Origin of the sequence: Pedobacter sp. V48, assembly GCF_000523515.1 — a bacterium.
GTDB lineage: Bacteria > Bacteroidota > Bacteroidia > Sphingobacteriales > Sphingobacteriaceae > Pedobacter.
In genome coordinates this window covers 138,674-164,666 of sequence record NZ_AWRU01000002.1, presented here as the reverse complement: position 1 = coordinate 164,666, position 25,993 = coordinate 138,674, and the positions used below count along the sequence as shown (strand labels likewise).

General features: G+C 35.4%; 22 protein-coding genes and 2 pseudogenes. All 24 read right to left on the bottom strand.

Annotated elements, in window-relative coordinates; all coding sequences use genetic code 11:
- Positions 1-60 precede the first annotated feature (60 nt).
- The 24 genes and pseudogenes from N824_RS38175 to N824_RS01980 all read right to left on the bottom strand — a co-directional run bounded on the left by N824_RS38175 (position 61) and on the right by N824_RS01980 (position 25,993).
- Positions 61-864: pseudogene (locus N824_RS38175) on the bottom strand (glycosyltransferase).
- A 6-nt stretch (positions 865-870) separates the two neighbouring features.
- Positions 871-1,473 (bottom strand): acetyltransferase, encoded by a 603-nt coding sequence (locus tag N824_RS02090; RefSeq protein ID WP_048903487.1) that lies wholly within the window; start codon positions 1,471-1,473, stop codon positions 871-873.
- Between the two features lie 5 nt (positions 1,474-1,478).
- Positions 1,479-2,306, bottom strand: coding sequence for a glycosyltransferase family 2 protein (locus tag N824_RS02085; protein WP_048903486.1), 828 nt, complete (start codon positions 2,304-2,306; stop codon positions 1,479-1,481).
- Positions 2,296-3,471 carry a hypothetical protein gene (locus N824_RS02080; protein WP_048903485.1) on the bottom strand — a complete coding sequence of 392 codons (1,176 nt, stop codon included), beginning with the start codon at positions 3,469-3,471 and terminating at the stop codon, positions 2,296-2,298. The genes N824_RS02085 and N824_RS02080 overlap by 11 nt, the downstream gene beginning before the upstream one ends.
- Positions 3,472-3,475: 4 nt before the next feature.
- Complete coding sequence (locus N824_RS02075; protein WP_161662249.1) at positions 3,476-4,342, bottom strand: glycosyltransferase family 2 protein; 867 nt, start codon at positions 4,340-4,342, stop codon at positions 3,476-3,478.
- Between the two features lie 94 nt (positions 4,343-4,436).
- Positions 4,437-5,669, bottom strand: coding sequence for a glycosyltransferase (locus tag N824_RS02070; protein WP_048903483.1), 1,233 nt, complete (start codon positions 5,667-5,669; stop codon positions 4,437-4,439).
- Positions 5,670-5,674: 5 nt separating this feature from the next.
- On the bottom strand, positions 5,675-6,214 hold the full coding sequence (locus N824_RS02065; protein ID WP_048903482.1) for a methyltransferase domain-containing protein: 540 nt from the start codon (positions 6,212-6,214) through the stop codon (positions 5,675-5,677).
- 74 nt (positions 6,215-6,288) lie between these two features.
- Positions 6,289-7,551: a lipopolysaccharide biosynthesis protein gene (locus tag N824_RS02060; RefSeq protein ID WP_152541964.1), complete on the bottom strand. Its 1,263-nt coding sequence runs from the start codon at positions 7,549-7,551 to the stop codon at positions 6,289-6,291.
- 266 nt (positions 7,552-7,817) lie between these two features.
- Complete coding sequence (locus N824_RS02055) at positions 7,818-9,089, bottom strand: hypothetical protein (protein WP_048903480.1); 1,272 nt, start codon at positions 9,087-9,089, stop codon at positions 7,818-7,820.
- Complete coding sequence (pseI, locus tag N824_RS02050; RefSeq protein WP_048903479.1) at positions 9,089-10,126, bottom strand: pseudaminic acid synthase; 1,038 nt, start codon at positions 10,124-10,126, stop codon at positions 9,089-9,091. Before pseI ends, N824_RS02055 begins: the two co-directional genes overlap by 1 nt.
- The gene (gene pseG / locus N824_RS02045) at positions 10,123-11,559 is read right to left on the bottom strand and encodes a UDP-2,4-diacetamido-2,4,6-trideoxy-beta-L-altropyranose hydrolase (RefSeq protein ID WP_048903478.1); all 1,437 of its coding nucleotides are present in this window, start codon (positions 11,557-11,559) and stop codon (positions 10,123-10,125) included. Before pseG ends, pseI begins: the two co-directional genes overlap by 4 nt.
- Positions 11,560-11,561: 2 nt before the next feature.
- Positions 11,562-12,881: an aminotransferase class III-fold pyridoxal phosphate-dependent enzyme gene (locus N824_RS32940; RefSeq protein WP_200869797.1), complete on the bottom strand. Its 1,320-nt coding sequence runs from the start codon at positions 12,879-12,881 to the stop codon at positions 11,562-11,564.
- A complete protein-coding gene (locus N824_RS32935) occupies positions 12,874-13,629 on the bottom strand; it encodes a cytidylyltransferase domain-containing protein (RefSeq protein WP_200869796.1) in 756 nt (251 codons plus the stop codon). Before N824_RS32935 ends, N824_RS32940 begins: the two co-directional genes overlap by 8 nt.
- Positions 13,620-14,492 (bottom strand): aldo/keto reductase, encoded by an 873-nt coding sequence (locus tag N824_RS02035; protein WP_048903477.1) that lies wholly within the window; start codon positions 14,490-14,492, stop codon positions 13,620-13,622. The genes N824_RS32935 and N824_RS02035 overlap by 10 nt, the downstream gene beginning before the upstream one ends.
- The gene (locus N824_RS02030; RefSeq protein ID WP_048903476.1) at positions 14,476-15,150 is read right to left on the bottom strand and encodes a class I SAM-dependent methyltransferase; all 675 of its coding nucleotides are present in this window, start codon (positions 15,148-15,150) and stop codon (positions 14,476-14,478) included. Before N824_RS02030 ends, N824_RS02035 begins: the two co-directional genes overlap by 17 nt.
- Positions 15,140-16,321 carry a UDP-4-amino-4,6-dideoxy-N-acetyl-beta-L-altrosamine transaminase gene (pseC, locus tag N824_RS02025; protein ID WP_235206965.1) on the bottom strand — a complete coding sequence of 394 codons (1,182 nt, stop codon included), beginning with the start codon at positions 16,319-16,321 and terminating at the stop codon, positions 15,140-15,142. The genes N824_RS02030 and pseC overlap by 11 nt, the downstream gene beginning before the upstream one ends.
- An 11-nt stretch (positions 16,322-16,332) precedes the next feature.
- Positions 16,333-17,343 (bottom strand): UDP-N-acetylglucosamine 4,6-dehydratase (inverting), encoded by a 1,011-nt coding sequence (pseB, locus tag N824_RS02020; RefSeq protein ID WP_048903474.1) that lies wholly within the window; start codon positions 17,341-17,343, stop codon positions 16,333-16,335.
- Between the two features lie 35 nt (positions 17,344-17,378).
- Positions 17,379-18,470, bottom strand: a complete 1,092-nt coding sequence (locus N824_RS02015; protein ID WP_048903610.1) for a lipopolysaccharide biosynthesis protein — start codon at positions 18,468-18,470, stop codon at positions 17,379-17,381.
- 36 nt (positions 18,471-18,506) lie between these two features.
- Positions 18,507-20,942, bottom strand: a pseudogene (locus N824_RS02010) (SLBB domain-containing protein).
- Positions 20,943-21,101: 159 nt separating this feature from the next.
- The gene (gmd, locus tag N824_RS02005) at positions 21,102-22,238 is read right to left on the bottom strand and encodes a GDP-mannose 4,6-dehydratase (protein WP_048903472.1); all 1,137 of its coding nucleotides are present in this window, start codon (positions 22,236-22,238) and stop codon (positions 21,102-21,104) included.
- 183 nt (positions 22,239-22,421) lie between these two features.
- Positions 22,422-23,114: a hypothetical protein gene (locus N824_RS02000; RefSeq protein ID WP_048903471.1), complete on the bottom strand. Its 693-nt coding sequence runs from the start codon at positions 23,112-23,114 to the stop codon at positions 22,422-22,424.
- A gap of 6 nt (positions 23,115-23,120) precedes the next feature.
- The gene (locus tag N824_RS01995; protein WP_200869795.1) at positions 23,121-23,948 is read right to left on the bottom strand and encodes a 2OG-Fe(II) oxygenase; all 828 of its coding nucleotides are present in this window, start codon (positions 23,946-23,948) and stop codon (positions 23,121-23,123) included.
- Positions 23,949-24,524: 576 nt separating this feature from the next.
- Entirely contained in the window at positions 24,525-25,139 is a 615-nt protein-coding gene (locus N824_RS01985) for a hypothetical protein (protein ID WP_048903469.1), read from the bottom strand.
- A 236-nt stretch (positions 25,140-25,375) separates the two neighbouring features.
- Complete coding sequence (locus N824_RS01980; RefSeq protein ID WP_048903468.1) at positions 25,376-25,993, bottom strand: hypothetical protein; 618 nt, start codon at positions 25,991-25,993, stop codon at positions 25,376-25,378.

Sequence of the window (25,993 nt, the reverse complement as noted above, 5' to 3'; positions counted from 1 at the left end):
TTATAATGCCAAAAATAAAGAAAATTATGTGATATCACCTATTAGTGATATTTTTTTTTATTAGAGACAGAACCTCCTGGTTAATTCTTTTTCGCTCATCATCAAAAAACCATCCCCATTTATTRAANTWTTTAANNGMSKWYWSYATWTKWAYWYKWWWWMGWTTACMANWWKTATWTKANWMTWYASCWTGWYYATSAGNNRYKGMWWCRYSTKKGTWANNAATATGGTCTTTGAATTTCGGTTAATCCGTCGGACGAGATCATAATCTTCCAAGTACATGAAGTATCTGGGATCAAATAAACCAGATTTTTCAAAAACGCGAGTCCTAACAAACATGAAGCAGCCTGATAAACAAGGTGTATTTAAAATACTTTTGTAATCGAAATCGTGTAATTCATACCTGGAATTTTGTTTTTTAGCCCAGCTTGTCTTGCCGAGAAACCTTCTTCCAATCAAGTCAAAAGGGGTGGGCAACAGCTTGCATAATCTTTGTACAGACCCGTCTTCGTAAAATACACTAGGCATTAAGGACCCGACATCAGAATGTGCTTCCATGTATTTGAAAACAGCTTCTAGTGTGCCATTTTCAAAGGTTATATCTGGATTCATTACCAGATGATATCTTGTCCCTTCTTTTTGTGATCTTCTAATACCAATATTATGCGCACTTCCGTAACCAATATTTTTATTATTGAAAATATATTCAATCCTATTATCAGTTGCAAACCTTCCAAGATTATTAGTTTCCGAGTTATCAATTAGGAATAATTTAATATCAAGTGAGGAATTCAGGATACAATTAATTGTTTCTTGAATTTCATCACCATTGTGATAGAGAACTATCGATATTCCAATACTCATATACGTTTAATTGCTATTATTAATTCTTTCCCAAATGGCATTTTCAAAATTATAAACTTTTACAACTTTGGCTGGACTTCCAACTGCAATTGAATTTGGGGGGACATCCTTCGTAACCACTGATGAAGCCCCAATAATACTACCCGCCCCGACCGTTACTCCTGACATAATGCATACTGCTTCTCCTATCCAGACATTATCACAAATAACAACGCGATTAGTCGAAAGTTTCCGATCATTTGGCGGAGTAAGAGGGCTATCATGATGATCACCTGAATAGGCGCCATGATTGAGGTCAGAAATAAATACTCTACTCGCTATCAACACGTTGTTACCAATTGTTATGGATTCGCCTGCAGCAATATGAACATAATCATTAATTTGTACGTTGTCGCCAATTCTAATGCAATTGGTTGCATTGCTATTCACTGGGACCGATTCAATTCTGCAGCCAAAGCCTGTAGTAAATCCTTTACCAATCTCAGCAAGATGCTTATTTCTAATATCAAAAGGAAGACGGATTATCCTTGCCTTAGGAAAAAACATCTTTGTATATATCAGAGATATCATTAATCTTATAGAACCAAAGAATCCATACCTTTTTAACATAATGCCTAAATTTTCAAAAATCCGTAAATGCGCCCTTTTATTGCCATCAAGTATTTTGAGGAGTCTTTAGAAAAAATACTCAATAAAAACCTTATCCCCTGGTAACACAGAGAAATGCCAAAAATAAAAAATATTGGTAAATTCAGATTTTTCCTCATTATTGCCCCGTATCCATAAGCATAGTTATATGCTTTTTTAGATGTCATAGACATCACATTTAATTCAGGATGCCATACCTCAATTATCGGTGTATAAACAACTTGGAAGCCGCTTTCAATTGCTCTTATAACGTAATCCAATTCCTCTCCTGATGCAATGGGAGAGCCAACACCATAATTCTCGTCAAATTTGATTTTGAGCCTGGTAAAGCAAGTTATTGCAGAATAGTTTAGACTAAAGTTTAACAGACTTAGTTTATTTTCATCATTAGACCAGTTTCTCATTACATTTAACCCTGTAACCCTGTCAAATACTTTACCATATGCAACGTCTACACTCGGATTAGCAGCTAGATACCCAAGGGCGGCTGAAATTGTATTTGGATAAAACTTGCAATCATCGTCTGGAAAAGTTAAAATTCTACCTTTCGCTAAGTCAACACCTTTATTTTTAGCTTTAGACAATCCTTTAACTGAAACTTTGCAATGATTAATATTTATAAGTTCATTATACTTCAAAATTAAAGGCTGCAGATTCAATTCATCATTTTGGTCAATTATAATTACCTCAAATATATCTGGGCTAACATCTTGCTGAGAAAAGCTTTCCAACAGCAAATCTAATTCATGATACCTACCATAGGTTGATACAATTAAACTGATTTCAATACTCATTTAAATCCCGCTTTAAACCGACAATAACTTCTTTTCTAAAAAAAACATACATCTTTAAACACAATACTGTCAACAGGGCTGTATAGATCTGGCTGAAAACCATTACCCAGTCAAAGAAATAAATGACGTTATAAAAAACTGATAATACCACAACAACCAGCAAAGGGTAATTTTTGAGTGCAAGAACAATTTTATAAAACCCTAGAACATATAAAATTGTGAAGAGAATAGACAAGTAACTATATTTTAGATACAAGTATATAGGTAAAGTCAAATTGATTGACATATAATTTTCAACCACGAAAGACTTGCTATACCCCATAAAAATGGCACGATAGTAATTATTAGGCATTACATCGTAATCGAATATCTGACCTGGTATAATGCCATCCAGGATCAATTTCAATTGATTCCAAATACCATACTTATCGTAAAACAATTCCATATCCATGTTGTTGTGATAGAAATATAAAGGCATCATTGATGTCTCTAAAGTAGACATCCGCCCCACTATTTGATTTAATAAAACAGATTTATCAATGGTATCAGCAGCACCTCTAATACTAGTTGCGTAAATAAAAAGGAATGGTGAGATCAACAAGCTATATTTCAGAAATGAATATAATTTATTTTTATACCCTTGAAATGTTTGAAAAGAATAACCTATCATGAATACAAAAAAGATAGCCAAAATACCACTTCTGCTTCCCGACAAGGTTATTGAAACTACATAAAACAAAACTGCCAAAATAATATTTGTCCTCTTTTTTTGCACAAAAAGAACAACTAACAATAAGATAAACGGATTAAAAAATAATGAGAAGTAATTACTGAATGTCCCGTTGACTTCTCCATTGATTATTGATGCAAAGCCACCGAAATAATAAAACACCGCCATTTTGAAAAGAACGGAAAAATAAAATAGCTCTGTAACCGGCTTGCCTTCAATGTTCGGCGCAATCTCCTGATCCTTAGGCAAAAGATATAAAATGATTAAAGAGAGGCATACTGGTAGAATTATTAATATTGCCGACTTAATCAGAGAAGGGATATCGATCAGGTCTGTATAAATAGGTACAAATCCATTAAAAAGATAATATACCCCAGGGATTAATACATGGAGAATTAAAAAATAAAGAATTATTCCTATAACTGATTTTTTCACATGGTTAAAGCTTTATCAATCGTTTTAAAGCCATCAATTTCACCCTAACACCTCCCATTAAAAATGCCTTAAATAAATATTGCTTATATGATTTATTTAAATTTGCATCTTGTATTATTCTTCCGATATGAAAATTTAGACTCCCAATAATCCGCTCTCTGGATTTTATTAGAGCGGGGTCATTTAAATAAGGGTCGTACAATTGTTCAAATCTTCTAATTTGCCTTTCATCTTCAAACGTTATGCTATCTGAATCACCTACAAAATAGTATCCTAAACACATGTTAATTCTCTTAAAAACACCTCCACTACCCCCTAAATCGATCCAAAACTTATAATCTTCCAATCCAATGAAGTCCTTATCTAACGAAAATCCCTGGGATCTTTTTAATAATTCACTTTCAATGCACACGGATGATGTAAGAAGTGTATTTAAATTTATCAAAAGATCCAATTTAGGGTTTTTGTTATTAACACGTCTACATTTTATAATGTCCAACTCTTTTTGCGAGGTTACGATCTGTAAGGAATGATAATAAATATTATAATCTTTACTTATTTGTTTTTTTACTTCCTCAAGTTTACTGGCTTTCCACCAATCGTCAGAATCAAGAAAACAAGTCCATTCCCCTGACACCTCTTTTAGACCAATATTCCTTGGTTTTGCCGGTCCACCCCAATTATCATTATATATATATTTAATATTCAAGTTGTTCGCAAATTGTGTTATAATAGCCTTTGTATGATCAGTTGAACCGTCGTCACAAACTATTACTTCAAAATCTTTAAATGTTTGACCAACCAAAGAATTTAAACACCTTAACAATCTATCCGCTCTATTATATGTTGGAATTACTATTGAGAAAAACACAATTATATATTAATTTTCAAAACTACAAAAAATGAACCTACTTTCGCCAGTAGATCATTTAAATCTTCCAACAACTACTTGCCAAACTCTTCATTTAAGATATAAATAGTTCACAATACTTAACTTCAATTTTCTTAAAAGAGAATGAGCTTTTATAGATCTCAAAACTATTTACACCCATCTCAGAAATTTCACCTTCCTTCATCTTCATCATTGCGATAGCCAATTCTTCTGGATTGTTGGCTTCCACCACATATCCGTTTTTTTCGTTTACAATTTGTTCAGGAATTCCCGCCACATTGGTACCGATAATAGGTTTCGATAATAGCATCGCTTCAAGAATAACATAAGGAAAATCTTCATTCCTGATTGATGGCAGAATAAATACATCAAATTCCTTTAATTCTACCAAAGGATTTGATTTAAAACCTAAAAACTTAACATATTTTTCAATATTATAAGCTTTGCTTTTATTAATTAACATCGACTTATCTTCCCCATCACCGACAAAAACTACTTCAAAATTAGTCATATAGTAGCGTTCTACCAATATTTTTACCGCCTTGAGCAGAACATGGTAGCCCTTACGTTCTGTCAGTAATCCAATTGAACCAAAGATTAACTTCTCTTTACTTTTATTCATTCTATAAATATTGGGTATTTGCTCATCATTGAAAATCGTATTGGGAATTCGTTTGAATAACTGTTTTTCAAATCCTCTGGTCTGAACTGCCTGTCTCTGAGCAGCATAAGAGGCTGTAATAAAACTAGTTACTTTTTTATTAATCAAACGATCCATATATTTTTCATAAAACCTATTTGGTGGTATCGACATATTATTGATATTAAAATAAATTTTCTCGATGCCAGCAGCATCAGCAGCAAAAACTGCCAAGCAGCATTGCAAAGAAGCAGGATACCCTCCATTATTTATATAGATCAGGTCTGGTGAAGCTTTTTTAAACGCTTTTTTTAAAGAGAAAAAATTAAAAATATGCGACAGGCACAAAAACTTCAAGGTTTTTAGCAGTATAACTCTAATCAAAAAAATAATCTTTCCAATGCTTAGCCCCTTCAATAAATTGTATTGATAAATTGACCAGTCCGGACTTAATAAAGATATTGGTGTAGCTTTTTTTTCATCCAGATTAAGGAGTTCAACTCTCTGTTTAAATCGTTCACTGTAAGACTTATTGTATCCATAAAGAAACCGGACATCAAACAAATCATTTAGCTTCTCTGACAATAAAAGATTCTCAATCACAACTTCACTCCCACTATAAACAAAACAGTCGCTGAATATTAGAAGTTTTTTTTTTTGTATCATACAATCTATTTAATAACTTTTAGATGAAAAGTTAAAGAATTCAACGGTATTAAATGTGATAACTTTGCTTCATAAGTATAAGGTTTTCTCTCTGCATAGCTTATAAGCTTTCTTTTAAAATAGCCCATCTTATTTCTCTTCCATTCACGATCAAATTCTAAACTTTCAATTGCGAATTTAGCGGCCGAATACTGGTATTTTGTATTAAATTCATGAGACGGATCAAAGTAACAAAACCAATATACCCCAAAAAAATTACGANGGGTAGGGTCTATCGCAGAATAAAAACTCCGAAAATAAGGAACTCCTATGTGTATCATTGCGCCATTTTTACAAATTCGGTAAAGCTCTTCAACCACTTTTAGTGGTTCTTTCAAGTGTTCCAAAACCTGATCCATCCATATTTCGTCAATTTCATTATTTGCAAAGGGATAGGGAAATTCGTCTAAATTATGAACAACATCTACACCTGAAAGTTGAATAATATCAACGCCGATATAACCTTCTTTTTTTGAATTTCCACACCCAAAATCTATTCTTTTCATACAATATTATGATTGAGATAAGTTTCTAATTGTTTTTAATATATAAACAAAAGCCTGATTTGCATAATAATGTTTTATTTAGTTTTACGGTTAAATGAACTCAAAAACAATTCTTTCATAGTTAATCGAAATTCGCTCGCCATTACATAATAAACCATCATTCCTATAAGACCGTAACTCATTGCAATTAATGAAAACTTAATAAATTCAACCTTACCTTTTACAACAGGCAATAGGTCTTTAACAAATATGTGCAGAATACTTAGTATAGCTATGGTAATAATAGCTGGCACGACATTCTTCCTAAAGAAGATTATCCACTGAATATCAAATAGGTCTTTAGCAAAATAAAAGTACAACAATCCGGAAATCGAAAAGGCAACCAGCTTAAAGATGCCGAAAGCAAACAATCCAAAATAATTAAAACTTAATATTATTCCTACCCAATAGATTATAGGAAGAACTGCGCTTATTAAATAAAGCCCTCGGATACTTTGTATAGCTACCATTGCAATTCCAGCCGGATTTGACAGAAAAGCAAAGTAATAACTTGCAAACATAACCGTGATGATAGGGATAGCATCTGCGTACTCTGTTCCAACCCAGGAATAAATGAAATTCTTCATTGCAAGAATAAGAATAGTTGTGGGAATAATTGAAAGAGGCAAACCGATAATTAGTATTTTTTTAAATGCCTCCGTAAGTTTGTTCCTATTACCCACCCCCAAAAAGTGATTAAATTTAGCAGAGAAAGGATTGTAAAGTATTCCATACAATGATCTTGAAAGCGTCATAACCGAAATACAAATATTAAAGACAGCTACCTCTCTTAACCCCACAAATTTACCAATCACCAAAGAATCTAATTCATAATATAGTACCCATGATATGGTAATAAAAAGACTGTTATATGCAAGACTCTTTGTCTTTTTATATACTTCAGGATTATATCTGATTGCTTTTATTAAGGATAAAAAACTGTACTTAAAATGTTTCCTAGCAACAAAAGCACCAAATACAACTGATACGATTGTTATAACCTGAGTAAAGATATAATATCCTACAATATTATATTCCCCGTCTTTAAAAAAATATAATACGGAAAATATTTTTAACAGATTAAATATTGAAAAAACTCTCTGATAAAGATAATCATGCAACCTAATGTTAAAGATCAATTGCATTCCTCTGTGAGCCACTAAAACCGGGAGAGAAATCAGAAAAACCAGAAATAAATCTTTAGTCAATTTAAGATTTTCTGGTCTCTGCAAGTCTTTCAGAATATAGTGAGGGTTAAAATAAAAGAATAAGATCAACACTCCGAAAAGGATGAACATGATGCCCATAATAAAAAAAACAAATCCCAGTATTTCCTGTTCTTCTTTTCGATCGTCTCTGGCATAAGCTTCACTAGCAAATTTAGCCCCGGCATTGAGAAAGCCAAAATCAGCATAAGATAGAAMMWGSWWYAWAKMWAYAWCWNAAARTRWASATTNNCMAWMMAAACKWTRATWTSARKNAWKAYWWKGCNTMAMYRMAAACATGGTTGCAAATCCCGTCAACAATGAAATAACTTGCCAAAGATAAATTTTAAGGAATTGTTTCATCGGGAGATGATCTCTAAAAAAGTATTAATATCATCATCATTCACACTCATGTATTCATTTAGCAAAGTAATATTGATATTATCGTTTGGATTGCTAATGTTTCTTTTAAAATCATCACTTCCTTTTGAAAGACGAATAAATGAACTACCATCAAATGGTTTCACAAGGCTTTCAGTATTCTCAAGAGTCTTACCATCGACAATTGGGTCAAATAATATATAATTAACACCATTTTTAATGGCATCCAGCGCCATAGTGGAAGTAGGACCTATTACCAAACTCGCCTTAGCAAGCGTTGTAATTTTATTATCATAGTCTATAGAATAGAAACCATCCATAATGTTTTTTAGATAGAAAGACTCAGATTCAGAGGGATGTAGTCTAAGTTTAGCAGATTTAACCCCCATTTCAACCAGCAATTGCTTTACTCTTTCTATATAATATAGGGATTTTGATCTGTCGGACAAAATAACTTCATCACTGGAGCTAGGAGTTCCGGACATCGCTTTACTAATTACTACAACATTTTCAAAACTGGACCTAAGCGAATATTGCTCAAAACTAGAATAGACTGGATGCTTTAACGTTAGTATCTTATTCGCAGGCATCCCCGCATTAATATACTCTTCTTTAAGTCCTTTCCCCCAAACAACTAAATAATCTGCTCTGTTATCATCAATAGAATTATATCGTCCAGGAAGCCCATGTAAATATACAATGGTAGGAATATTAACACTTTGAGCAATCTTTATGGATAAGTTTTCGAAAAGAGCAAGATCGTTTGGAACTATCAAACAAGCTACATTCTCGCTCTTCAATAACCTTCTAAATTCCAATTCATAGCTCTTTAGTAACGAAAAAAAAATATTTGAAAAAATTACTCTTAGGCTTTTTTTCTCTAATTCTGCCTGAATCCTTCGAACTATATTTGATAACCTCCAGCTTGAAAAAGATCTTTTTTTTAGAGACATCAGCCAGGGTGGTGAGACTAGACAATGGCCTGGACTCTCAATATCAACATACGCACTACTTATAATTACTCTTTGGTTAGATTTTGACTTGAAAAAAAACCTGAAGCAGTAAAATCTCAAAAACAGCCTTCTTAATAAAACTTTAATATTTCCTTTAAAACTATAGTTATTGGATTTGTGATGATCCCCGAAATTATACAAAACGCCATTAATAGTGTATAATAAGGCATCTTGCATACTTTGGTCAAGATCTGACCCTGCTAAGTCCATGTAGATATTGCTTTTTTGACTTTGCATCACAAAAAATTCAAATTAAATCTATCACCTTTTTTTAAATCTCTATTTACTCTTTTGTTGAGTATCTCTTTATAATACTTGGGATGAGCACCATATCCAGGTCTAATAGACCGTACATTTTCCACTGTAATTTCATCCCCCGCCTTAATATCCTCCACGACATAAAGAGATCTGCAAAACTCCCTGCCTTTTAATTGTTTCTCAGTTAATGAATAATCTATTTTACCGACTGCTTTTTCTGCTTCCCGAACCGCTTTGACCATTTCTTTAAATTCTTGCTCGTTCATAGAAAAGGAGGCATCCGGCCCCCCAATCGACCTATCAAGGATAAAATGTTTCTCAATGATCCTTGCGCCCATAACTGTAGCCACAATCGGGGCGGTGCTACCCATTGTATGGTCCGAAAGGCCAGATACAACTCCATATCTTACTTCAAGGTCTTTTATCATGATCAAATTAGCCTCTTCAATTGGTGCTGGATAACTTGAAGTACATTTTAGCAAAGCAATATTATTATTCCCCATTCTTTTGCAAGCATCGAGAGCCAATACAATATCTTCCTGATCTGCAATACCAGTAGAAATAATTATTGGTTTACCTTTGGATGCAACATATTCAATCAAAGGGATATCCGTAATTTCAAAAGACGCAATTTTGTATGCTGGTGCGTTCAGATCCTCTAATAAATCTACTGCCGTGAAATCAAATGGTGAAGAAAAACAAACTAACCCTTCATTAGCCGCTGCTTCAAATAGTTGCTTATGCCATTCCCAGGGTGTATAGGCTTCTTTATACAGATCATATAAATATCTGTCGTCCCAAATTGTCCCTTGTTTTAACTTAAAGTCATCCGCATGGCTATCTAACGTTATCGTATCTGCAGTATAGGTTTGTAATTTTATACAGTCAGCACCCGCACGTTTTGCAGCTTTAATTGTCTCGAGGGCATTCTCAAGACTTCCATTGTGATTTGCTGATAGTTCTGCTATAATAAATACAGAACTATCCTTATTTATATCGAACGATCCAATTTTCATTGTACTATTTTTTTAATGAATTTATAGTTTCCATTTTCGTGTGTTCTTGTGTAGCCCAATCTTTCAAAAGCTTTAACAGAGGCATTATTTTGTGGCATCACGAAACCAATGACCTGAATGATCCGCTTATCTTTTTTATTAATAAGCATTTCCAGACCTTTTTTTAAAAGTAAGATTCCCAATCCTTTCCCGTGAAAAGAAGGATCTAACAAGTAACTAACTATTGCTAAATCATCTTGGATATCAAACCTGATAGACCCTATCGCAACTTTATCCATTTCAGCAATGAAATAATAGCAATCCGGGCTATTTGCTTTTTTTAAAAACCAGCTGGAGTGTTCTTCGAACACAATTTCTTGCTGATTAAAAGAAAATGCCCTCACTAGTTTATCTTTGGCCCAATCAAACGTTTTAAATTGATCTGCTTCAATCACATCACGCAAAACAATTTCATCGCCACACAGTTGCCTAAAAACATTAAGTAGTCTTATACCTGATCTGCCATCTATAAAAACCTTATTAGGTCTATTCTTACCTATAAAAACATTATTTATAGCTTCTTCAATTTCCACTTTCAAAAAACCTCCCGCACTTTCAAAACCACCAATAGCTAAATATTTTTCATAAATATCTTTTTGATTGTTGACATAGGTACCTGAAATAACCCGGCAACCCAAGGAAATTACTTCCTGTAAAATACCGCTGGAAGGAACAATGGCCAGTTGGGATTCATTAATCAGCTTAGACATGGTCAATGAATCTACCGCGTGGAAAAAGCTGAATCTTTCGTCCTGTCCGACAGATGCTGATAATTTTTCAGGTTTTTCATAAGCAGTCCCAGTAACTACAATAACGTGTTTAAACCTATGGTCTGATTTAAGAATATCTACAACAACCTGAGTAATATTTTTGCTGTCGGATCCGCCAAAACACACAAAAACAGTTTCTAATGGTTTTTGTATTTTCTTTTTTAGTGCATTTTTAAGAAAAACCGGACGAAGCAGTACATAATCTAATCCTAATGCAAATTGGGTATATAACTGCGCTTCATAGTCCTGTGCAAACATACCTGGTGCGTGATTAATAATCACATCAGCAAAAAAGACCTTATCGTGCAGATCATCAATGCAAATAAGCTTACACCCCTTTTCTTTGATATTTTGCTGATAGGTAGAATCTAAGTCATAATGATCCAGTACCACAATATTATCCCTGTTAAGCCCATTCAAAAAATCTTCTTCAGAATTAATTACCCTTAAAGTGTATCCGAAAGAATTAAGCTCAGAAATCATTTCAACTGGGATTTCCTTGCTGGCAAACGAGATCCTAAAATGTCCATCAAGCATTTGTGCTAATGCAAGGCATCGCACCAGATGCCCTAAACCAATTTTTGGGCTACCATCTACTCTGAAAATGACCTCGTTATATCTCACAATTAATTCAACCTTTTAAATCCCGAATGGCAAACAGGCCCTTGAAGCAGATCTTCAACATTTTCAACTCCATTCTCACATTTGGAAATGGTAAAGAAGATCTTGTCGAGTTCATTGAAGTATTGTTCAAAGTAGTTATCTGTATGTTCTGTACATGCATAAAAATTGGTGCTTGCCAGAAATCCTTTTTTCAACATTTCCTGAGCAATCAAAGTCTTGTACTCCATAGCTTTTTCACTATTAAAGCTATAGGTACATAATGCCGGAATGCCTGACAAAGAAATCGAAAGGCCGTGGGTACTAGCCAGAGTTTGCCAGCCACTCTGCATTTTCTGACCTGCTTTTGTAATTATTTCCCACGACTTTGTCTTTTCCATAACTTTTAAAGTAGCAAGTGCAGCTGTAGGACCTATGCGCTCTGTCCAGAATGTACTGCTAATAAAAGTAGTTTGTGCTGCTTCCATGACAGACCTTCTACCAACCACTGCAGTTAAAGCATAGCCATTGCCTATTGTTTTACCATACATGGCTATATCTGGTTCAACACCGTATTTTTTATAAATACCTCCATAGGTTTCTCTAAAGCCTGAGGTACATTCATCGAAGATCAATACAATGTTATTTCTAGTTGCAAGGTCTCGGACTTTTTGTAAAAAATTGTCCTCTGGCCCGAAATTGCGCACAACTTCCATTTTAATAACCCCAATTTCATTATTCTCCACTATGGAGAGTAATTCTTCATAATTATTGTAGTGAAAGGGATATACGGTATCCTTTAAATTCTTAGGAACTCCTTTTGGACTCAAACCAGGCAAAAGATGCCCTGACAGCTCATCGCCATCATTATGGTTTGCAGACAAATACCAATCATGCCAGCCATGGTAACCACAGATCGCAACCTTATCACGCCCTGATGCAGCTCTCGCTATACGGATAGCAATGGAATTAGCTTCCCCACCGCTTCTTGCAAATCTTACCATATCTGCCCATGGATTTATTTCGACTAATTTTTCAGCCAAATAAACTTCTTCTGGACAACTTAATGTACTCATATTGCCGCTTTTCACGGTTTCCATTACAGCTGCGTCCACCTCATCATTACCATAGCCTAATGTATTTGTACCGATGCCCATAATACACATATCGATCAGCTCCTTTCCATCGAGGTCCCAAACCTTACAACCCTTGGCTTTTGAGAAGTATGAAGGCCATTGATCTGGCAAGAACATCTCTGGCCTCTTAGATAATAGCATTGTTCCTCCGGGGATCAGTGTCTTTGCTTTTTTATATAACTCTTGTCCTTTACCCATTGTATTAATCATTCTTTAAGGATTTTAACAATCCTTCATTTCTAATAATATTGTCGTTTATCTTATCCAGATTGTTTTCTATAATATGGTTTGTATAATTCAACCACTTTTCGTTAATACCCAAATCTTCAATTAGCCGGGTAACCAATTCAAAGTCACGTATCTCGTCCACTGTCATTCTGATCTTTGAGAAGTCATGGGCACATGGAAAATTAAGCGATGAGAATATTTTATCTTTCCCAGAATTTTGTCTTATGTACGGCGTTACGTGCTCTCGTTCTGACTTCAATTTTGCTTCTTTCCAGGCCTTTTCTAAGGCAGAAAATTTAAAAACTTCAACATCCTGGCCATCCGGAAAATTTTCTATAATTCCGTTTGAACAATAATCAACTCCATTCACCTGAGCCAGTGCAATTACCGCATCTACAAGTTCAGGATCGATCAGCGGACAGTCTGAGGTTACCCGAACTACCCATTTGGGCCTAATATTAACGACTGCTTGATAAAATCGATCCAAAACGTCGTCAACTGAACCTCTCGACACCTGATATCCCCATTTTTCACATAAACTCAAGATCTGGTTATCACTCTCTTGGATTGTTGTTGCCACAATGATCTTATCTACTTTCGCACATAACTTTAAACGTGCGAGATGGATCTTCAATAATTCACTGCCACCGATTTTTAAAAGTACTTTTCCCGGAAGACGGGTACTTCCAGTACGTGCCTGCGTAATTAATATTGTATTTACTAGTTCCATAGAGAGGGATTTAGTAATTCCATTTCTCTAATATGAATTTCATTTATTTTCTCAACAAGTTCTACCGGTATACGGTTTTTTGAGTCAATGAGATTTTGATTCAGCTGAATCAGGTTATCTACACCGATCAATACATTATCAATATCAGGTTGCTGGAGACAATAATTTAGCGCCATATTTTGTATAGAGGTTTGGTAATCCTTGCTTATTGTATGTATGTACTTTAACTCTTTGGTTAAGTTTCGTATTACCTTGCTTTCCTTCTCCAATGGTGCAAAGAATAAGCCCTGTAGGAAAGCCGATCGGGTATGAATAATTTTACCACGTTCTTTTGCCTCTTTCAGAACACCCCCTCGTAAATTTATGTTATCAAACAGATTGAATGGGAGTTGTATAACATCAATATTCTCATCTTTGATCACATCTTCCATCTCGTCATTGGTATAAATCGAAACGCCTATATTCTTCACTTTACCACTACGCTTATAATCATTCAATAATGCTATTGATGCCTTATTTTCTTTATATGTTTTATAAGAATGAAACAACAGCCCATTTAATTCAGAAATATATAACTCATTAAGATATTTTTCGATTTTTACCTCGATATCTTCATTGATATAATGGGGCAACTTAGTTATTACCTGGAAAAGCTGATCAGGATAATTTTTATGGAACTCACCTATTACAAAATGTGCGTTGCCATATGCCTCGGCGGTATCTAAAACACGAATGCCAGCATTATATGCAACAGACAACATTTCATTTGCCTGCAATTGAGTTGGCTGTCCGGAATTATTATTTATTCCATATTCCAGGCCAAACTGAACCGTTCCCAAAATGATTTTATCTGTAGCTTGCACTTATATCTTTCTTTAGTAAAGAAACACTGTACTTATCATGATAATTATCAGAGGCGTCTAATACTTTTTGAGTATGATTCCAGGTTGATCTATCTAAAAGATAGTAAAGTTTAGATGAGGTAAATATCTCATCATAGTTCTGCTTAAAAGAAAAGGCACTAAATTCTTTAATATGCTCGTAAGTGTTCTTTAATGCTTTCTCAGAAAAGAAATCAACTATGATTAAAATTCCACCATTTTTTAAAACCCTATCGACTTCGGAGATTACTTTAAAAACAATATCTCTGTCAATTACATAAAAAACGAAACCAACAATAACAATATCCATCGAGCCATCTTCAAATGCGGCTAAATTATCTGCCGTTCCCTGAACAAAATTCACCTCAGAAAAATGCATTTTCCCATAACCAATTGCATCATTGGATGGTTCAACACCATTTACCAAACATTCTTTATAGATATCTTTTATTCCTTTTAACCTACATCCCGCGGAACATCCTATTTCCAGCACACTTTTGGGCTGTAGATCATATTCATTGATCAGTGTAATTACACGGTCTCTATCTTTTGAATAATTAAGCAAAACACTCTTATTCCTTTCAAACCAAGCATCTGCCTCATATTTTAAAAAAGCATTCTTTTGACTTTCATTTTTCATAAAACCTGTCGATTAGATCTATAACCAAATTTTGCTCTTCCTCTGACAATGTAGGATACATCGGTAAGCTTAGGCAATGTTTATAGTAATTTTCTGCCAAAGGCATATCTCCGTCTTTCCAACCAAATTGCCTGTAATAAGGCATAAGATGGCATGGGATGTAATGAATTTGAGCAAAAACGCGATTCTCTCTTAAGAAATTATATAACCCAAGACGGTCTTCTACTTCTACGATATATAAGTGATAAGCATGGCCCTCCACTATTCCAGACTGTCCTTTTATAAAAGATTTATCTTTAAATGATTCATTATAAATTTTGGCAATCTCACGTCTTCTCTCAATCCCAAGCTCGGCCCGTGTTAGTTGACTGATACCCAAAGCCGCTTGAAAATCTGTTAAGCGATAATTATATCCAAGAGCCTGCATCTCCATATACCATGAAGGATAGCTTTCATCTCCCCCTGCAAACTCTATTGAATTTGAATACAAATTTTCATCCTTTGTGATTCCGTGAGTTCGTAGTTGTAATAGTTTTTGGTATAAACTCTTGTCGTTAGTAGTTATCATACCCCCTTCTCCACAAGCAATGTGTTTTACTGGATGAAACGAAAAAATTGCTAAGTCCGCCAATTTTCCATTTCCACAATTTTGCTTATCGCCATTGCTATCAACAAAAGAACCGCCTGGAGCATGACAGGCATCTTCGATTATCCATAAATCGAATTCATCTGCCAAGGCTCTGAATTCTTGTAGATTTACCGCATGACCGGCAAAATCTACTGGAATAATTCCCTTGTAGGCACCCTTTGGAGAAGCTTCCAATAAGGCTCTCACTTTATCTATATCTAAAAGATATGTTTCTGGATCAATATCAGAAAAAACAACCTCACCCCCTACATAACGAACACAATTCGCGGAGGCAGCAAAAGTAATTGGAGTTGTAATTACTTTATCACCATCTTTGACATCTAAAGCTAATGTACATAGGTGTAAGGCAGCTGTTCCATTGGATACTGCTACCGCATATTCACAACCAATATATTTTGCAAATTCTTGTTCAAACTCTAAGATTTTAGGCCCTTGGGTTAAATAATCAGAGGTTAAAGTATTTACTACAGCTTCAATATCCTCTTTTGTTATATTTTGTCTGCCATAAGGGATTGATTTCATTTCCATCTGAATTAAAAATTAGAATCTACGTGTTCCCTTATTAAGGCTCGTAATGTGTCAACTGTTTCCCATTCCGTATTCTCTCCAGAATTGTAAGCAAAGCCCTCCTTGACCAACTCAGCTTGAAATTGATTTTTAAAATCATCGATCTTCCATTTATGGGTGGCTGGAAGAATGGTGTAATATTTCCCCAGGTCATAAGTATAAAAAGAGTCTGATGGCGTAATCATTTCCTCATGCACCTTTTCCCCCGGGCGTATTCCAACCACTACTTGCTCACAGTCGGGACCGATTGCACTTGCCACATCCGTTATCCTATATGATGGTATTTTTGGTATGAAAATCTCTCCACCCCACGCATTAGCCAAGGCATGCATTACCATCTCAACACCTCCCTTTAGAGAAATATTAAAACGGGTCATTTTCGGGTCCGTAATAGGTAATCTGCCTTCAGCCTTTTTCTTGATAAAAAAAGGAATTACAGAGCCATTAGATCCCATTACGTTTCCATAACGAACTACCGAAAATACAATAGGGTTTTCGCCCTTAATATTATTGGCGGCAACAAAAAGTTTATCTGATGTTAATTTTGTAGCCCCGTACAAATTAATAGGTGCACAAGCCTTATCTGTAGATAGTGCTACAACTCTTTGAACATCAGTTTGAAAACAAGCATGAATCACATTCTGTGCTCCCATTACATTTGTCTTTATACATTCGTCGGGGTTGTATTCTGCGATAGGAACATGTTTCATAGCAGCTGCATGGATAACATAATCTACTCCTTTAAATGCTCTGACTAATCTTTGTTCGTCTCTAACATCTCCTATAAAAAATCTTAACTGAGGATATTCAGTTTCTGGATATTCCTGAGCCATTTGAAATTGCTTTTGTTCATCTCTGGAGAAAATTATTATCCTTCTAACCTCAGGGTGTTTCGATAAAATCTCCTCGGTTAAAGCTTTACCTAAGGACCCTGTTCCCCCTGTTATTAAAATACTTTTATTTCTTAAGTCTAACATACTAATATCGATTGTTATTGATTAATTCCAATGTTTTAGCTTAAAATAAGCTTTAAAAATCTTCTGGCCAATAGAAATATGACGATAATCATCCCACCAATAATTCCCCCCAGACCGACTCCTTTAATTTTACCAAGCCGCTCTTTTTCGAGTGGAAATATGGGTTCGTCAATTATTTGTATCAGAGGAGTCTCCTTTCTGAGTGATACTTTGGAAATTTCTAAGTTTTTTACCAATTCTTGCAAAATTGCAGAATTAGCCTGTACATCTATTTGTCTCCGTTGAGAAGGAACTCTTAATATTTGTCTTGAAGGATTTACATTTGGATTTACATCAGTTGCTAAAGCCACTCCCGATATAGCATGATTTAAAGAGTTTCTAATTGAATCTGCCTGATGTTGAAGTATTGAAATGTTTTGTTGTGATTTTTTTGTTTTTGTTTGCACATAAAAATCATTAACATTTTTAACTATTTGATCATTAAATTGTTTCGCGAATAATTCATCAATAGATCTAACCTGCACTTTAATTATACTTAATTTTTTATCTGGTTTGGTCACAGACAACGAGCTTTTATTGATGTCATTTACAATTGCATTAATAATACTATCCTGCTCTCTATTAAATAAATCGCCATTTTTTAATTGAAATGTGATCCCCTTTAATTTATCTACAGCGTCCCAGCGTTGTCTCAAATTATATGCTTTAATATACCTATCAATTAGCAATTCTTTTTTCACTCCCACATTCACTGTTGTTAGAAGTGTTTTTAAAATCATAGATCTGGACTTGTACAATTCAGGCAAGTTATCTCCTTCAAAAATTCCACCTCCGCCTCCACCAAGATCGATCCCAACCATCGAAGCGATCCCGGCATATTGGCCCAATCCTCCACCATTACCATTGGATTCTTCAAGAACAAAAGTACTAGAGGAAATATAAACAGGCTTATTATATAAAGAACAAATAAAACCTATGATTCCTCCAAGCAATCCAAAGAGTAAAATGATTTTCCACTTTGATACCAAATACCTAAACCATTTCAAAGATATTAAGATCACTTCTTTCAAAGACATCTCAGCTTTAGCTTCAGTGGCAGGGTCTTTAAGTTGAGAATTATCAGTCATTTTCATGCATTTTAGTCGACTATTTGAATGGGATAATTACCTAAGTACTGTAATTAATATTGCTGCAAGAGACGCAATAGCTGTTGATATCCCCACTATACCTTGTATGCCTATTTTCTCTCTTTCCGCTCTTTTTGGAACAAAAATTTCTGCTCCAGGCTTAACTTGAGGATAGTTATTAAAGAACAAAAACTTCTTAGCTGCCGCAACAGACCCGTTAGAATATACAATATAGGCCCCTCTTTTATAAGCATTATAACTATATCCTCCAGCACCGTCCACGTATCCTTTAAAACTTCGGCCTTTCACGTAAACTATACTATTTGGTTTCAGAACTTCTCCTGTAACTCGTACGGTCTGCAACTCCTTAGGAACCCTGATTATATCTCCATCTTCAACAATTAAATCGTTTCTGGATAGGGGTTTCTTTAAAATCCTTTCAAGATCAATACCAACTAAATCGCTACGCAGAACCTGTATATCTTTTTCAAATGTAGTAGTATCTTTCGCTCCAGACTGTTTCAAACGCTGCAAATTCATCAGCTTTTCTTTCTCTTCCTTTCTTCTCTCCAGACTATCTATCGCTCTTGCCTGTGCACCACCGGTACGTTTTAAAGAAGCTCCCTCAACATAAGCCAAAGGACTTAGCCCGCCCGCTCTTTTCATAATGTCTGAAATTCGCTCGTCCTTTTTAGTAATGGTATAGGTACCTGGATAAAGGACTTCTCCCTCTACTTTTACCTGGCGTTGTACCTGGTAACTTTCAGAGCTACGGATGGAAACAATATCAAAGGGTTTTAATGTAAAATCCTTCTCCTGAATTTTTAGATTCTGATCTACATTAACAGTAAATACTTCTGCAGTTTGCGCAGATGCCGAAGTTGCGTCACTATTTTTAATCCTTCTCGAAATTTCAATACGATTTGGCGTAGCGCCCTCTTTAAAACCACCTGCCATTTGGATCAAGGATTCCAGGTTCATATTATCCCCATATTCGAAAGTACCTGGCTCTCTAACCTCTCCCTGAATGGTTACTTTATATTCTTCTCTCAAATCAAATATTGAAGAGATGGTTACTTTATCTTCTCTCTRYARYWTRANAYCTGMTTCGGTTCCGGCCAGTACTTTGGCGACATCGAATGATAAAAGTGATAAGCTGTTGTCTGCATTTAACCTTGATATATAACCTCTGTTTAAAAACGCATCTTCTTTTAATCCATCGGCCTTAGCAATCAATTGTTTTAGCGTCAGGTTCTCATCAAGCTCAAACTGCCCAGGACGGAAAACGGCTCCTGAAATCTCTACCCTATTTTCGAAACGATCTAGAATAGCCTCTACTACATATTTATCGCCGTTTAACGGATTGTATTTATTGTAATCATCAGCTTGTACATCTGTGATCTTACGTTCTTTATTTGTTTTTTGGAGTACCTTGATCTGCGCAGTATAAGCATCATTAGAGAAACCACCGGCAAAACGCACCATATCCTCTAAAGTTTCTGTATTTAGCGCCTCGTACAATGCCGGGCGTTTAACTTCTCCCGCCATTTCAACCCGTGTTTGATACACCGGCACATTGATCACATCCTGGTCCTGCAAGCGGATATTGTTTAACTGAATTCCGTTTAACAGAAAATCATAAACATCTATAGTAGATACGACTTTATTGTTCCTAACCACCTGTATTTTACGGAAAGACCCGTTCCTGTTCGGCCCTCCTGATTCATATAAGACATTAAATACGGTAAACAGCGAAGGAACGGTGTATGATCCTGGTTTAACGACCTCTCCTATTACGGTAACCTTAATACTTCTGATATTACCCAAAGTTATAGCGACACTAGTTCTGCCAGACCTTAAACTTGGATAGGTACTTGCCATGCTTGAACGGATCTTTGAAGTGGCCTGTTCAATAGTTAATCCACCTACTGATATCAATCCTACATACTGTAAACGGATGGTGCCATCAGGGCTTACCTTTAATTTATAGTTAGCCTCGTTGTCTCCACTTAAATCGATAAGCAATTCATCATCAGGCCCAACCACATAGCTTTTCGGGGTAGCCATACGAAGGTTTGGCTCAAAAGTAAGGTTCTCATTTTTAAACAGTTCCTCCCCAAATATTTTCGGTTTAAGCCCTTCAAAAAGCTTTTTCATTTCCTCAAGCTTTTCCTCTTCCAATGCTTTTTTTGTTTTCAGATTGCCGCTCGAATCGGTTTTGTTGTTATTTTTAGTGGTATCGCGTACGTTTTGCTTATCAAACCCTCTGGTTCTATCCAGCTCATTTCCATTTTGCTGGTTTTTATTGGAACCATTGGTATCAGATTTATCATTACTTTGGCCACCTTCCTCTTTCCTGATCTTTTCTACTCTTAAACGGAGTTTCTGAATTTCAGTGGCATTCATGCCCTGAGCCGCAGCCATTTGCTCAAGCTGCGCATCACTATACCCTACCGATTCCGCTCTCTGCATCAATTGTCGGATCTGTGTATCCGTTAGGTCATCAATCTTTACGTCTGCATAATTGGTTTGCGAAAATGCCGATTGAGAAAGAGCAATGGCAAAGAAAAAAAGTAATGCTGTAACTATATTTTTAMWYTYCMTASRYRAYNGMTMKTSYNATSWAATAGTTTATTCGAAATAATTTAATGTTTTAAAGCCGCCTTGCTTTAAGTATTCATCCTTTTTCATCAAATGGAGATCGGAATGAACCATATCTTTTACTAATAGCGGAAGATCGTATTTAGGTTTCCAGCCCAGTTTGGTATTGGCTTTTGTTGGATCACCCAATAGCAGATCAACTTCTGTTGGCCTGAAATACTTTTCATCAACCTGTACCACAATGGTACCCGGTTTTAAATATTCGTCATTTAATCCAAGTTGAACAGTCATATCCTGATCAACATCAATAATTACTCCTCGCTCATATTGGTCTTTTCCACTGAACTCAATTTCAATTCCCAATTCGGCAAAGCTCATTTTAACAAAATCCCTTACCGTAGTAGTAACGCCTGTAGCGATTACATAATCTTCTGGCTTTTCCTGTTGCAGAATTAACCACATGGCTTCGATGTAGTCTTTTGCGTGACCCCAGTCACGTTGGGCCGAGAGGTTACCAAGGTACAAACAGCTCTGCAAGCCCAATGCTATTTTACATGCCGCGCGAGTGATTTTACGGGTAACAAAGGTTTCGCCCCTAACCGGACTTTCGTGATTAAACAAAATGCCGTTGCAAGCAAACATATCATAAGCCTCTCTGTAGTTAACTGTAATCCAGTAAGCATACATTTTTGCTGCCGCATAGGGTGACCGTGGATAGAAAGGTGTTGTTTCGCTTTGAGGGACAGCCTGAACCAATCCGTATAACTCGGACGTAGAAGCCTGATAAACTTTAGTTTTTTTTGTAAGACCCAAAATCCGAACAGCTTCTAATAATCTAAGCGTTCCGATTCCATCGGCATTTGCGGTATATTCAGGCGTTTCAAAACTTACCTTAACATGGCTCATTGCAGCCAGGTTATAGATTTCATCGGGCTGAGTTTCCTGTATAATTCGAATTAAATTGGTTGAATCCGTTAGATCACCGTAATGAAGTTTGAAATGTACATTATTTTCGTGCTGATCCTGATAAAGGTGATCTATACGCTCTGTATTAAAAGATGAAGACCTTCTTTTCAATCCATGAACAAAATATCCCTTTTTTAACAAAAATTCAGCTAAATAGGCTCCATCCTGTCCCGTTACTCCCGTAATTAAGGCAATTTTCATCTGTGTGTTTACGCTTTAGGTGTTATGAAGCTTGCATGAGACTTGTTAAGTTAGATCATCTGAGCGGTAAGCTCATGCAGTTTCATTGATAAGTGTGTTCAATTTATTCACGCAAACATACGGAATTATTTACTTTGAAAGCAAAAGATAAACCTCGAATAAAGGCATATACGAAGTAGAAAGCTATTTATTGCTACCTAAATGGATTTGAATCCCTACTGAAAAAGGAGTCAAAAGAAATTCGGTTGTCCGGTCGTTATTGACTGTCCGGGTATTATTAATATCCTGCAAAATCGTTTTCTGCTTCTCGAAAGAGTACAAAAGATCCAGAGTGCCTTCAGCGAAAATAGAAATCTGAGGTATTGGGTTGATTTTAAACCCTACAACCGGGGATACCATAATTCCATGCTTAGTGGATTCAATCTCCTGGCCTACGGCATCAGCACTAACGTCTCTCAATTGGTTCCTATTCTCCAGACTACCTTTAAACCTGTTGTAACGATAGCCCAAATCAAATCCGACATAGGGTTGAATTCGTGAATAATTAAAGTTTTTCTCAAATCCTAATTTAAAGGAGTAGTCGAGAAGCTTGCCATCGGCTTCCTGACAGCTTTCACACTCATTGAAAAACTTTTTGGATTTATTATAATAGCTACCGTTTAAACGGTAGCTAAACTGATTGTCGTTAAATTTAACCATCACTCCGTTAAAATAAGCATCTGTAAACTTATCAGAGCTGGTTTCATTAAATACTTTAGGCATCTCTAACATACTATATCCTCTGATGGCGATACTATAATTATAGTCGCCATTCATTTGTGAAAATGCAGTAACAGTAGTTAGCAAGAATAGAGCTATTAGTAAAGGTTTTTTCATATATACTTAATTTGATCGAATGACTTTCTTAGCCAGCCTGATTAATATTGGGGGTGTTAAATCATATAATACGCTGCGCAAGGTGATAGGTTCTTTGGTAACATCATTTTTCGTTCCGGATCGGTTTACAAATAGCGTTCCATGCGGTTTGTGGTTTACCTCGCTTTTTGGTCGGCCATTACTATAATAATATAATGCCAGAGATTTCCGACTCCGGTCCGGCGGGCAGGCTAGCGCATTAGGGTGGCCATGGTATGAAAAATCCGTGGTTGAAAATACAGCTACCCGATTAAAAATAGGCAGTACCTTTGTGCGCGCCTCCTTCATATCACGATCCCATAGTTCAAAATGTCCGCCGTAGCTTTCATCCCAGTCCTTGTTAAGATAAACCAGCAAATTAATGCGACGATCCACCAATGCCAATTCATGCTTATTGAAATCAGCATGCACTTTTAACAAACCACCTGATTTTATTTCATGATAGCCGCCGCCCAAAAAATAAGGATCCGGCAGTAAAGTTTCCTTAATCCCCGTAAGCTCCTGCAAAAATTCCAATATTGGCTGTGAATTTAAAAAATGAGCCAGCAAACGTGCTGATTCACTGAAGTGTTTCTCGCCTATAGCCTCCAGCTTCTTTTCATTATGGTTATCATATTTCTTTACATCCTTTTGTTTAGACAAGTCAGGAAATTCATCGGCCACTTTGCTTAAAAACTCCTCGTTAAAAAAATTATCTAATACAATACTGGGGAAAGGATCAGCACTTATGTATTTCTGATGCATATCTTTTCCCAGTTGTTTTATATCTGTTATAGATGGATGTAAAATATTCATGTATTTAAATTTATAGTATAATAATCTAGCAAGAATAGAACTAGTAGTAAAGGTCTTTCATATATACAATTAACGAGATTATCCTTTATCAAATGTAAAACAATATTATCATTTAGATTGAATAAAATTGTATTGGATGGTCATATTTTAACTTCAGTTAAAGTGAAAAACATATAAATAGACATTTAGTAAAGCTATCACAATCGCTCTAAAAAAATGAAGATTCCTGTAAATCTTCCAACCCCTTCTAGGTATTAAGTAAAAGATCATACACAGCAACAACAGCCCCTCCAAATATAAAAGAAAGTAACCATCGTAGATCTTCACTGAGTATACGGCCAGGCAAACGAGGCAAACAGCATATACTAGACCTGCTAAAATAGAAAATATCAGGTGTTTTTCTTCACTAATCGGGAATATATACCAGGAAAATATTAGATAGTAAAATGCTAATAATAGTAAGCAAATCATGCCGGGAATCCCGCTTGTTTCGTTCATAGAAACGGTGAAAATGGTTAAAGTACCAAAAACAATCTCTTCAGGTTTAACCATTTTAAGAACTTCTATTATTTTCATTCAATGTTTCATTATGTAACCAACCTCTCCTCTATCCTTATAATCATTTGAAGATTTATCCCTCACAACACCCCATATCACCTTTCCACCGGATTCCTTATCATCTCTCCATTCTATATTCCCCAATTCTAATTGATTATTAACTTTTAATTTGTCACCAGATTTTTCAGCAATAATGAGTCTGTTAAATTTTATATTAAGGGCTGAAGCTGTATTAATTTTTCCAGATGCATCTATATTTAAAAGAACAACTCCATTAAATGGTCTAATGATTTTTATTGATGCTGCATCTCCAGTTACAATTTGCACCCTCCCTTTAAAATCCTTTGGGACTACCAAAATACTTAAATCGATGTTAAAAGTATATCTTAAATAAAATACATTAGTCGCGATTAGTATTATTATAAAAATCGACCTTATTACCGCTTTATTTAAAATAGTCATTCGAACGGATAAGAGATAAATGACATAAACAACTAAATACACTATCAAAACGCGCATCAACAATTCACCTTTAATGAACTTAGCTACATACAAATACAGACCAGTTAAAATACCCACTAATAAAAGGATATATACCGTTCTTTTAATTGCCATTTCTATTTTGTAGTTCATTTATTCCTTTTAAAACCTTTGCTAGTGACGAATGATTCCCGACAATATAGTAATTAGAAGCGTTCCTAGTAAGTTTGACAATTCAGACTAGGGATATCGGACGACGTCGAGATGACGAATGTTTTATTCGATATGACGGTTGTGTTTAGATTTTAAAAACAATAATGATTGACAAACGAAAGCAGCCCCGGTATGCCAGGCTGCTTTACGATTATTAACTATTAAATCGCAGAGCGTTATATTCGTTTTGTTTTAACTTTAAAATGGAAAGTCCCCGTTACCAATCTCTTGTTACTTTCGTTAAGGGTTTCCCCCATACTCATGCTGTAACGGCATTTTATCTGAAATTGAGCATAATTCCCTTTAACACCGATATACTTGATCTCTAAAACTTCATTATAAAAATCGGAGCTGGAGCCGGCCAGACTTACTAATTTTGTGGTTGAGTTTGCAATTATTGGAAGTGTTTGTGAAAACTCAAAGGGCATTTTATTGGCCCCAACTCTTGTGATCCCATACTTTTTAATATTTGAAGACCTTACCATAACCGAGCTATCACGGGGAAATGAAAAGTAAAATGTTTCATTTGTAGAGGCCGATGTTGCTGATACATATGATGTGGAATCGTTTAAGCCGATAGGATCCAAATCGAGATGAGTACAGTCGATCTTTCTTTCCCAATCAGGTGTTTTAAAGGCCATATGCAGTGTTTTATCAACTGCATCTCCATTACCAATTACAGGACCCTTATCGGGACCAGGGCTCTCATTTGAGGGACCATCACTGCTTTTTTCACAAGCCGTAAAACTTGCAGAAAACAAGATAAGTAGTATTAATTTGCTGAGCGTTTTCAT

What these genes read in the sequence shown, in the direction of transcription:
- N824_RS02090 (WP_048903487.1), bottom strand. Translation starts at nt 1,473, where the DNA reads ATGTTAAAAAGGTATGGATTCTTTGGTTCTATAAGATTAATGATATCT.
- N824_RS02085 (WP_048903486.1), bottom strand. Translation starts at nt 2,306, where the DNA reads ATGAGTATTGAAATCAGTTTAATTGTATCAACCTATGGTAGGTATCAT.
- N824_RS02070 (WP_048903483.1), bottom strand. Translation starts at nt 5,669, where the DNA reads ATGATACAAAAAAAAAAACTTCTAATATTCAGCGACTGTTTTGTTTAT.
- N824_RS02060 (WP_152541964.1), bottom strand. Translation starts at nt 7,551, where the DNA reads ATGTTCATCCTTTTCGGAGTGTTGATCTTATTCTTTTATTTTAACCCT.
- N824_RS02055 (WP_048903480.1), bottom strand. Translation starts at nt 9,089, where the DNA reads ATGCAAAGTCAAAAAAGCAATATCTACATGGACTTAGCAGGGTCAGAT.
- pseI (WP_048903479.1), bottom strand. Translation starts at nt 10,126, where the DNA reads ATGAAAATTGGATCGTTCGATATAAATAAGGATAGTTCTGTATTTATT.
- N824_RS32940 (WP_200869797.1), bottom strand. Translation starts at nt 12,881, where the DNA reads ATGATTAATACAATGGGTAAAGGACAAGAGTTATATAAAAAAGCAAAG.
- N824_RS32935 (WP_200869796.1), bottom strand. Translation starts at nt 13,629, where the DNA reads ATGGAACTAGTAAATACAATATTAATTACGCAGGCACGTACTGGAAGT.
- N824_RS02030 (WP_048903476.1), bottom strand. Translation starts at nt 15,150, where the DNA reads ATGAAAAATGAAAGTCAAAAGAATGCTTTTTTAAAATATGAGGCAGAT.
- pseC (WP_235206965.1), bottom strand. Translation starts at nt 16,321, where the DNA reads ATGAAATCAATCCCTTATGGCAGACAAAATATAACAAAAGAGGATATT.
- pseB (WP_048903474.1), bottom strand. Translation starts at nt 17,343, where the DNA reads ATGTTAGACTTAAGAAATAAAAGTATTTTAATAACAGGGGGAACAGGG.
- N824_RS02015 (WP_048903610.1), bottom strand. Translation starts at nt 18,470, where the DNA reads ATGACTGATAATTCTCAACTTAAAGACCCTGCCACTGAAGCTAAAGCT.
- gmd (WP_048903472.1), bottom strand. Translation starts at nt 22,238, where the DNA reads ATGAAAATTGCCTTAATTACGGGAGTAACGGGACAGGATGGAGCCTAT.
- N824_RS02000 (WP_048903471.1), bottom strand. Translation starts at nt 23,114, where the DNA reads ATGAAAAAACCTTTACTAATAGCTCTATTCTTGCTAACTACTGTTACT.
- N824_RS01995 (WP_200869795.1), bottom strand. Translation starts at nt 23,948, where the DNA reads ATGAATATTTTACATCCATCTATAACAGATATAAAACAACTGGGAAAA.
- N824_RS01985 (WP_048903469.1), bottom strand. Translation starts at nt 25,139, where the DNA reads ATGAACTACAAAATAGAAATGGCAATTAAAAGAACGGTATATATCCTT.
- N824_RS01980 (WP_048903468.1), bottom strand. Translation starts at nt 25,993, where the DNA reads ATGAAAACGCTCAGCAAATTAATACTACTTATCTTGTTTTCTGCAAGT.